Annotated in this window: 9 protein-coding genes and 1 pseudogene; 1 reads left to right on the top strand and 9 read right to left on the bottom strand. The window is 36.5% G+C overall.

Annotated features, from left to right (window positions below; genetic code table 11):
- Both ACU8DI_RS04565 and ACU8DI_RS04560 read right to left on the bottom strand, forming a co-directional pair.
- Window positions 1–834 (bottom strand): annotated as a pseudogene (locus tag ACU8DI_RS04565) (hypothetical protein); the annotation flags it as partial.
- 219 nt (window positions 835–1,053) lie between these two features.
- A complete protein-coding gene (locus ACU8DI_RS04560; RefSeq protein ID WP_447111549.1) occupies window positions 1,054–2,019 on the bottom strand; it encodes an endonuclease/exonuclease/phosphatase family protein in 966 nt (321 codons plus the stop codon).
- Between the two features lie 72 nt (window positions 2,020–2,091).
- On the opposite strand from ACU8DI_RS04560, the gene hflX reads away from it, so the two are divergent.
- Window positions 2,092–3,306, top strand: coding sequence for a GTPase HflX (gene hflX / locus ACU8DI_RS04555; RefSeq protein ID WP_447111548.1), 1,215 nt, complete (start codon window positions 2,092–2,094; stop codon window positions 3,304–3,306).
- A 63-nt stretch (window positions 3,307–3,369) separates the two neighbouring features.
- On the opposite strand, the gene ACU8DI_RS04550 is transcribed toward hflX, so the two are convergent.
- The 7 genes from ACU8DI_RS04550 to ACU8DI_RS04520 form a co-directional block, all read right to left on the bottom strand.
- A complete protein-coding gene (locus ACU8DI_RS04550; RefSeq protein WP_447111547.1) occupies window positions 3,370–4,308 on the bottom strand; it encodes a DUF3078 domain-containing protein in 939 nt (312 codons plus the stop codon).
- A gap of 155 nt (window positions 4,309–4,463) precedes the next feature.
- Window positions 4,464–4,970, bottom strand: a complete 507-nt coding sequence (locus tag ACU8DI_RS04545) for a DUF2480 family protein (protein ID WP_447111546.1) — start codon at window positions 4,968–4,970, stop codon at window positions 4,464–4,466.
- Window positions 4,971–4,991: 21 nt separating this feature from the next.
- Complete coding sequence (locus ACU8DI_RS04540) at window positions 4,992–6,827, bottom strand: ABC transporter ATP-binding protein (protein WP_447111545.1); 1,836 nt, start codon at window positions 6,825–6,827, stop codon at window positions 4,992–4,994.
- A 14-nt stretch (window positions 6,828–6,841) separates the two neighbouring features.
- Window positions 6,842–7,168, bottom strand: a complete 327-nt coding sequence (locus tag ACU8DI_RS04535) for a DUF59 domain-containing protein (RefSeq protein ID WP_447111544.1) — start codon at window positions 7,166–7,168, stop codon at window positions 6,842–6,844.
- A gap of 40 nt (window positions 7,169–7,208) precedes the next feature.
- A complete protein-coding gene (locus ACU8DI_RS04530; RefSeq protein WP_447111572.1) occupies window positions 7,209–7,631 on the bottom strand; it encodes a SufE family protein in 423 nt (140 codons plus the stop codon).
- Between the two features lie 65 nt (window positions 7,632–7,696).
- Window positions 7,697–8,176 (bottom strand): hypothetical protein, encoded by a 480-nt coding sequence (locus tag ACU8DI_RS04525; RefSeq protein WP_447111543.1) that lies wholly within the window; start codon window positions 8,174–8,176, stop codon window positions 7,697–7,699.
- Window positions 8,177–8,298: 122 nt separating this feature from the next.
- Window positions 8,299–9,363: a zinc metalloprotease gene (locus ACU8DI_RS04520; RefSeq protein WP_447111542.1), complete on the bottom strand. Its 1,065-nt coding sequence runs from the start codon at window positions 9,361–9,363 to the stop codon at window positions 8,299–8,301.
- Between the last annotated feature and the right edge of the window lie 115 nt (window positions 9,364–9,478).

The following is a 9,478-nucleotide window of genomic DNA, read 5'->3' as shown; positions in this document are numbered from 1 at the left end:
TACCTCATAATCCGTCACAGCTGTTAATCCTCCAACTGTATAAGGATTGTCTGTCGTTGAATCTCCCGATCCTACTGGCTCACCTGTACCAATCGGCTGTACCGCAACCTCCCAAGTACCCTCTGTGCCTCCTGCTGTCCAAGATATATCAGCGCCTGTGGAAGTAATGTTACTTACTGTTATGCCCGTTGGTTCAGGACAACTTACTTCAAATATTGTTACTGTATCAAATGCGACACCTTCGTCTTCAACAGACGTGTCGGATCCAAATGCGACTCTCAAAATCACATTAGCTTCACCAGCCAATCCAGTAAGTGCATGTCGGGCAATCACCCAACCACCAGATCCAGAAGCACCTCTACCTGTCCAACCTACTTGTTGGCCACCTGGGTTTCCTGCGATTGTTCCATCATTGTACCAGTTATTCGGATCACCTAGAGCTCCTACATTTTGCCATGAAGCTCCTCCATCTATAGAGGATTGTAAAACCATACCATCCCAACTGAATTCAGAATTCCACCAAATACTCATTTCAATAGCGGGAGCACTTAACGCTGTTAAATCAAAAACAGGACTCACCACAAATGAATTTTCACTAGTATTGTAGTTTCCTGTCAAATTTGTTACCCAAGCATTAGCGCCAGAGTCTGCACTGTTTATCACAGCATTAGTTGGCGCTCCAAGAGCCCAGGTTCCTGCGTTGGTGTTGTCTGCAACCCAGCCTCCATCTCCAGATTCAAAATCTTCTACATAAGGGTACGACGCAATCTGCGCATCGACACACCAAATAGAAAAAACAAGGAGGAATGATAACGAGAGTATAATTTTTTTCATATTAATGAATGCTATTAAATTATTTTAATTAATTGACAGTTAGCGCCTTAAGTTTAGTCCTTTAGGGGAGTACGGACTATTCCCGACAAAATAAGTCCTTGCTATAAGACTTAAATAAGTAACCGAAGATAAAAAAAATGCCAGTTAACATACTGTTAACAATGTTATAATAGATAAAAAGCAATTATTATCGACAAAAAGAAAAGGAGTTCTAAAATCTTATAATTCAGTTACATTTAATCGCAGGTAAACTGGAAAATGATCACTATAACCTCCTTTGTATTTTCTTCCAACATAAGTTCTGAATGGTTGCCCTTTAAACTTTCCTTTGTACTGGGTCAAAAAAGCTTCATCAAATATATCAGCTTCATCAAATTTCAGACAATTTAAACCTGTTTCAAAAAAGTTCGTAGAACAAAGTATCTGATCAAACAAGTTCCATCTAAAATTGTGGTTTAAACTGCCTCTATTATATGATAGCAATGTTTCCATTGGATTAAATAGGTTACTGGCTTTAGTCAAATACTTTAAACTATCATTCGCTGGGTTATCATTAAAATCTCCCATCACTAAAATTTTAGCATCAGCATCCTCCGCTTTAATCTTACCAATGATTTCAACGACTTTTTTCGCAGCTGTCATACGTTTCAGTGATGATTCTATGACGCCTTCTCTACGCGAAGGCCAGTGATTCACAATACAGTGTATCTTTTCAGCATGTAATTCTCCCGTGACAACCAAAATATCTCGGGTATGATCTTGTGCGCCAATGTCATCCTCAAGATAAATGCTAAAGGTTTGAGAATGCTCTACCGTAAAAACAGTTTTATCATATATCAATGCCACATCGATTCCTCGCTCATCCTGTGAATTATAATGAACAAACCCATAATTATGACTCGCAAGTTCTTTGCTTTGAATTAAATCCCGAACAACGTTCTTGTTTTCAACTTCAGCCAATCCAACTATCGCTGGCGGCTTCACAGACTCCTTTGGACCAATTTTAGAAATGACCTGTCCTAGTTTGTAAAGTTTTCTTTCGTAACGATTTTTTGTCCAGCGTTTCTCTGAACCTGGCAAAAAATCGTCATCAAATTTTGAAGTATCATTATGTATATCAAAAAGATTTTCGAGATTATAAAATGCTATGGTATACGATGTTGTTTTCAAGTCTTTGGAATCCACAACACAAATTTAAGTTTTAAAAAGCAATGGGCGAAGATTCAATTATGTAACTTTGTTTTTTTATTTGAATATATGATTGAAAAGAAAGATATAGAATTAGAGAGAGCTGTTCTTATTGGTGTCGTTACCAGAGAACAAAATGAAGAACAGTCTAAAGAGTATTTAGATGAATTGGAATTTTTAACTTATACTGCAGGTGGTGAGGTCTTGAAACGCTTTACCCAAAAAATGGACATGCCGAACCCTAAAACGTTTATCGGTTCTGGGAAAATGAAAGAAGTGCAACAGTTCATTGAAGACCATGATGTGGGTACCGCTATTTTTGATGATGAATTATCGGCAGCACAAGAGCGAAATATCAGTAAAATTTTAGGCTGTAAAGTATTAGACAGAACCAATCTTATTCTTGACATCTTTGCACAGCGCGCCACAACTAGTTATGCCAGAACCCAAGTAGAATTAGCCCAATGCGAGTACTTACTTCCGAGGTTAAAAGGAATGTGGACGCATCTCGAACGTCAAAAAGGTGGTATTGGAATGCGAGGTCCTGGAGAAACGGAGATAGAAACCGATAGACGTATCGTTCGTGATAAAATCGCTTTACTTAAAGCGAAAATCAAAACGATCGACAAACAAATGGCTGTACAACGAGGTAATCGCGGCAAGATGGTGAGAGTCGCTTTGGTTGGTTATACCAATGTTGGGAAATCCACACTTATGAACGTGATTAGTAAAAGTGATGTCTTTGCCGAGAATAAGTTATTTGCCACTTTAGACACGACCGTGAGAAAAGTGGTCATTCAGAACCTACCATTTTTATTAACTGATACCGTTGGATTTATTAGAAAATTACCAACACAACTTGTTGAATCGTTCAAGAGTACACTAGATGAAGTTCGAGAGGCTGATTTGTTACTTCACGTGGTTGACATTTCACATCCTAATTTTGAGGAACATATCGATTCAGTAAATAAAATCTTAGGAGAAATTGATAGTGCTGATAAGCCTACTATTATGGTATTCAATAAAATTGATGCTTATCAACCTGAACCTTTTGATGAAGATGACCTGGTTACGGAGCGAACCTCATCACATTACACTTTAGAGGAATGGAAAAACACATGGATGAACCGAATTGGGAATAATGCCCTATTTATTTCAGCATTAAATAAAAAGAATTTAGACACTTTTAAAAAACGTGTTTATGATGAAGTCAGAGAAATTCATGTAACCCGTTTCCCTTATAATCATTTCTTATATCCTGATTATACGGAAGAGGAAGAATAATGTATTTTATTACAAAAAAAAGCACCTTTTAACAAGGTGCTTTTTTTAATATGAATACTGACTTTAGAATTTGTAAGTCAATCCTAAGGTGTAGTAAGTTTGTAAATCGTTATCAACACTTTCGAAAGTTGGAATATCGGCTGAATCACCATCAAATTGTGCTAATGCATAATTTAAAGCCTCTTGTTTGTTACTTCTTAAAGCAAAGTCAAAACCGACACCAATTTTCTTCCATAAGGTATAGCTAAATGAGTTCGTCCATGTAAAGTTTGATAAGTCACCACTCTCGTAGCTCTGGAAAGTTGAAAAGTTGGTTTTAAAGTTAATCTTGCCAATTTTACGTGTATAGTCGGCTACGATTTTGGCACCTAAAGATGATTCAAATACGGCATCGTTATCTGCAAATACGAAGTTGTAGTTTAAGGGGTGAATCACCACAATTAAATTCTCGATTGGCGTCCAAGTAGCACCAATACCAACATCCAAATATCCTGGATCATTAAAGTTATCGAGGATGGTGGTTCTGTATTCCATTAATGCCGAAGCCGCTAAAGTTTCACTTAAATTTCTACCATAAAGTGATGAAATATTAAAAACATCAGTCGTTGGTTCAAAGTTATCAGAATCTAAATCGGTGTCCTTGTTATCCAATTTCACCCAACTGAGATTTGTCGTTAATGAGTTTCTCCAGAAAAATTTATCCTCAATTAAGTTAGCGTAAGCATTAACGGTAAAACCTATGTTTCCAGAGGAGTTATTCGGTACGCCTTGAGCATACCAGTTATTGAAGTTAGACAAGCTACCACCAATCACTCCAAAAGCTCCAACGCGCCATCCAGGAAGCGCATCAATTTGAGCTTGTAAGGCATCAGCTTCTGCTTGTGCAGCATCTGCTACAGCTTGTTTTTCTGCCTTTTGTGCTTCTAATTCTTCTTTGGTTTGTGAATAACCAAAAACTACAGTCAATAAAAATATTGTAGATAAAAGTAACTTTTTAGTCATAATATTAGTTTTAAAGTTTTTTAATAATTCCATTGCAAATATAATTCATAACGTATTTGACTACCTATAAGTTTGAATTAATTTTACTTCTTAAAAATACTAATTTTTGTGTTTTAGACACTCGTTTTAGTAAGAGGTCACAAGATTTATAATTATTATTTTCTTTTGTAAAGTGGTACAGAAGAGCAGGCTTCACCAAACATGATAGACTTTGCCACTGGTTTTAGTCGTTTTGCCAACATTAAATAAGCATTTGTTGGGACAGGCTTATGAGAACACCCTTTTATGATAAGTGGTTTATCTGAATAAGGTTGCACATCCAGTTTGCCAATAATGTCTTGATAAATAGCTGTTTCTAAAGCTTCCAAATTGCCAAGCACCACTTTCTTAACGTATGGTTCCAATGCAATGGTCATCAGCATGTAGGCCCAAGCCGGAACAATAGCATCTGACGAACATGTCAAGGCCACGAATTGGTTTTGGTGTTGCGACCAGTCATAATCCTTGACGCGTTGTCTAAATTCTTTTTCTCTTAAAACAAACCCTTCATAAAGCCACTCCTTAATATCAAATACAAAGCGTTCTCCTTCTGGATAATAATCCTCAAGATCTACGACCATTAATTTACTCAAGGCGACTCTATTTACAATCTCTTCTGCCATAGTTCAAATTTAATCAATTATTTATTGGTAACCTTCCGCTTGCAATGCAAATAACTGTGCATATAGCTTTTGGTTACTCATGAGCTGATCATGGGTTCCTATCTCCAGAACCAATCCATTCTCCAGTACCAGTATTCTATCGGCTTGTCGAACAGTACTAAACCTATGAGAAATAATGATACTCGTTTTATTTTCAGTAAGACCAATAAAACGCTCAAAAACCTGACTCTCTGACTTGGCATCTAAAGCTGAAGTCGGTTCATCTAAAATCATGACTTTGGCATCTTTCATATAGGCTCTTGCTAAAGCTACTTTTTGCCATTGACCACCAGATAATTCTTGACCTTTATAAAAACGCTTACCTAATTGCTGGTCATAACCAAACTTCAACTCTGAAATAACCTCATCTGCCAAACTCAAGGCCGCCGCATTTTCTATTTTATCTTGATTGTCTATTTGATCAATGTCTCCAATAGCGATATTTTCCTTAACCGTAAATTCATACTTATAAAAATCCTGAAATATCACACCAAAAAACGCTTGGTATTCCGACTTCTTAAACCGATTAATATTGATCCCATCTAAGAAGATTGCACCAGAAGTAGGCTCATAAAACCGCAATAACAATTTAGTAAGTGTTGTTTTTCCTGCACCATTTTGACCAACAAAAGCCATCTTTTCTCCAGCTTTTATTTCGAAACTAACACCTTTCAATATGTCCGCTGTTGCATCAGGATAGGAAAACGTCACATCTCTAAATTCAAAGCCAGACTTTATGGATTCTGGAAGCGGCATGTCTTCATTATGTTTAGGTACTAAGGAAATATCTAAAAATTCGAAATAATCTTTTAGGTACAAAGCACTCTCAGTAATTCTCGTGAATCTAGAAAAGAAATCCTGAAGGTTTCTTGTTAATCTATTGAAGGAACCTGACAAAAATGTCAACTCGCCTAAGGTAATCACACCAGAAATAACCCTATAAATAATAAATACATAGGCGCCATAATAGCTTAATGTCCCCAATACATTAAACAAAAACCCCAAAGCTGACCGTTTTACAGCGAGCTTCTTATTAAGTTCAAAATAGTCGTTAGATAGCCCTTTAAAACGACTCACTACAAAATCGGTTAAACCAAATAATTTGATTTCTTTAGCTGTTTGGCTATTCGCTCCAATAAATCGTAAATAATCGAGCTCACGCCTTTCTGCTGTCCATCCTCTAGCTAAGGAATATTGTTTTTGACTAAACCATATCTCATTGATAAACGATGGAATGATACTCAGAATCAATAATATAATAAGATAGGGTTCGAAGTAAATAAGTCCAGCAATTAAGGTAGTTATCGAAATAAGACTTTGCACCTCGCTTAAGGTATTAGACATCAAACCAACACGACCTGTTGTTTGCGTTCGAGCGCGTTCTAACTTATCGTAGAACTCTGAGTCTTCCAACAAACTCATATCAATTTGATTCGTCTTTTTAATGATACTCACAGACGAACTGATGGCATAGGCATCGCCTAACAATCCATCGGTTAAAGCAATAGCTCTACTCACCAAATCTGAAAGAATAATAAGACCAAACTCAATACCAACGTATAGCCATAGTCTGGACAAATCACTAGTCTCGATATTCGTCTGTAAAATAATTTCATCAATAATGAGTTTCCCAACCCATAGCACAATAACAGGTAAAAGAGCACCAATTAAACGACAAAATGCAGATACAACAAACCGCTTTTTATTGGTTTGCCATATGTCTTTAAAAAATCTTGGGATAAAAATTAAGGCATTGAATGAATGCCTCAAATTCGTGGTTTGTTTGTCTTTTAAGGATTTAGGAGTATGTCTTGGCATTTAGGAGTTCAAGATTAAAGCATCCCGAGTTCCAACTTTGCCTCTTCACTCATCAAATCTTGGCTCCAAGGTGGATCAAAGGTGATTTCTACCTCTGCTGATTTGACGTCATTCAAAGACTTGACTTTTTCTTCAACTTCTAAAGGCAACGTCTCAGCAACAGGACAGTTAGGCGTTGTTAAGGTCATTAAAATCTTAACATCATAATCTTCATTCACCAAGACATCATAAATAAGTCCTAGCTCATAAATATCTACTGGAATTTCTGGATCAAAAATGGTTTTTAAAACGCGTACTATTTTTTCTCCTAACAGACTGGTATCTATAGTTGTATCACTCATAATTTTATCTATTTCGTTTCCATATCAAATGGTAACGTTTTTAATTTAATTGTGTTTGGTATGCAATGGCATACATCTTAATTTGTTTAATCATACTCACCAATCCGTTCGCTCGTGTTGGCGACAAATGTTCCTTGAGACCTATTTGGTCGATAAAATCGGTATTACTTTCAATGATCGCCTGTGGTTTTTGATCTGAAAATACCCGAATCAAAATCGCAATAATCCCTTTTGTAATGATGGCATCGCTATCTGCAGTAAACTGTACTTTATCGTCTTTCATTTCAGCATGAACCCAAACCTTACTTTGACAACCTTTAATAATATGATCATCATTCTTGTATTGTTCATCAATAAGCGGTAAGGTTTTTCCTAAATCTATCATATACTGATAGCGCTCTTCCCAATCATCAAACATTGAAAACTCATCAATGATTTCTTCTTGTATCTCTTCAATCGTCATAAAACTCTTAGTTTTTTTTGCCACACAACAAGGTGTGATATTCACTTTTCAAAGATACGACATCTCTATTGTTTTTCCATCATAGCTTTCATGGATAACAGCTTCTCAACAAGGGCTTTAATTTCTTTAGGAGGATTTTGATGATCAAAAGCATTCGTTTTGTAGGTCTCATCGCCCTTGGTCGCTTCAAAAGTTGCGATTGCGGCACCATCAAATTGATGCGATTCTGAAGGTGACTTGAGCTCTGAAAGCTTTGTCATATCAAATTGACTTGTTTTTTCATTTAATGCCGTACGTTGTTCTTCTGAAATTTTATGAGTTTTGACATCTTGTAGATTATAGTCATTAGTGTAAGATAAGGTATCTCCTTCAACCCATATTTTTAGAAAAAACCCTCGTGTGGCGGCTTGATATGTTATCTTATCAATCTCTTGACTTTGTCTGTCTGCCATTTCCTGAGATGCATTATTTACCATATCTTTTTGAGTTTTGTCACACTCTTTAGTTGTTATCAACATTAAAATGACACATATAATTAATTTCATAATGTTAGTTTTTTGAGTCTGATAGTAATATTACAAAAAAGAAGCCAAAGTTATTTAGTGCGTTCATTAAATAAAAAAAGGATGTCCGTTCGGACATCCTTTCATACAATATTGTTGCAATATTAATTCGCCATAGCAGCTCTTGGTCCACCACTTTGAAATATTGATCTCATACGTGTCTTTTGACCTTCAGAGAACATATACATACAAGCATCATCTACATAATCCATGTAATTCATCGTCATATCATTTGAACGACAGTTAACCGTTGGATACGAAGGGCATCCATAGTTTGGTCCGTCAGAGGTAGGCGTATCAGCCACATAGTCATCTCTATTACATCTTCCATCACCCCAAATATGGCGTAAGTTTAAGTAATGTCCTACTTCATGAGTTGTGGTTCTTCCTTCATCAAATGGCGCAGCAACATAACCTGTATTTCCAAAATACTGTGGTGATACAACAACACCATCTGTTGCTGAAGGTCCACCTGGGAACTGTGCATATCCAAGGATACCACCGCCTATGTTACATACCCAAATATTAAGATGTGTATCTGGAGTGATTGGAGGATAGGCTGCCTTCATGGCATCATTAGTTCCCCAAGAACTTCTAGAATCTGGATAACGGAATGTTCCAGCTAATGAAAATTGAATTTCACTATCTGCTACTAAACCAGCAAATTCATTAGGCACTTGATTGGCATCATTGTTAGTACCTCTAAAATCTTGATTTAAGACAGAGATTTGTGAATTGATTTGAGTACTTGAAATGTTCTGCTGTGAATTACTGTATATCACGTGTACATAAACAGGAATGGTAATCACACCGAGGTTATCAGTGGTGCCACCGCCTCCGCCACCACCAGTGTTTCCACCGCCGTTGCCGTTGCCGTTCCCATTTCCAGGGCCACCTTTAGCATTAGCTGCAAAAGCTCTTGATTGGTACTCTATATCATACATTTTTTGATACAACTTCGGGTCCTCTTCTAACAATCTATTTAAATTCGTCATGGTATGACAAGCGACAATACCATTCCTTTCATTCTCTCCATTATCAGAATCTGTATGCACGAAGAAATCGCTCATATCTATTTGATTTTGTTCTTGTGAAGTTCCATTTGGTTCAGATTCACAAGACGTGAAGATCAGGGCCAGAGCTGCAAAGCTCAACATCATTTTTTTCATACTTAATATGTTTTAATTAAAAATTCTGCTGAATATATAAATATTTAGGAAAATTTTAACTAAATGCTGAAGTTTTTCGATGAAAAACAGCTGTTTTGTAAATGGTAAAAAACAA

This window comes from Psychroserpens sp. BH13MA-6, from assembly GCF_052983595.1.
This window is presented reverse-complemented; position numbering and strand designations above follow the sequence as displayed.

Coding starts and splice junctions, on each gene's coding strand:
- hflX (WP_447111548.1), top strand. CDS start 2,092: ATGATTGAAAAGAAAGATATAGAATTAGAGAGAGCTGTTCTTATTGGT.
- ACU8DI_RS04550 (WP_447111547.1), bottom strand. CDS start 4,308: ATGACTAAAAAGTTACTTTTATCTACAATATTTTTATTGACTGTAGTT.
- ACU8DI_RS04545 (WP_447111546.1), bottom strand. CDS start 4,970: ATGGCAGAAGAGATTGTAAATAGAGTCGCCTTGAGTAAATTAATGGTC.
- ACU8DI_RS04540 (WP_447111545.1), bottom strand. CDS start 6,827: ATGCCAAGACATACTCCTAAATCCTTAAAAGACAAACAAACCACGAAT.
- ACU8DI_RS04535 (WP_447111544.1), bottom strand. CDS start 7,168: ATGAGTGATACAACTATAGATACCAGTCTGTTAGGAGAAAAAATAGTA.
- ACU8DI_RS04530 (WP_447111572.1), bottom strand. CDS start 7,631: ATGACGATTGAAGAGATACAAGAAGAAATCATTGATGAGTTTTCAATG.
- ACU8DI_RS04525 (WP_447111543.1), bottom strand. CDS start 8,176: ATGAAATTAATTATATGTGTCATTTTAATGTTGATAACAACTAAAGAG.
- ACU8DI_RS04520 (WP_447111542.1), bottom strand. CDS start 9,363: ATGAAAAAAATGATGTTGAGCTTTGCAGCTCTGGCCCTGATCTTCACG.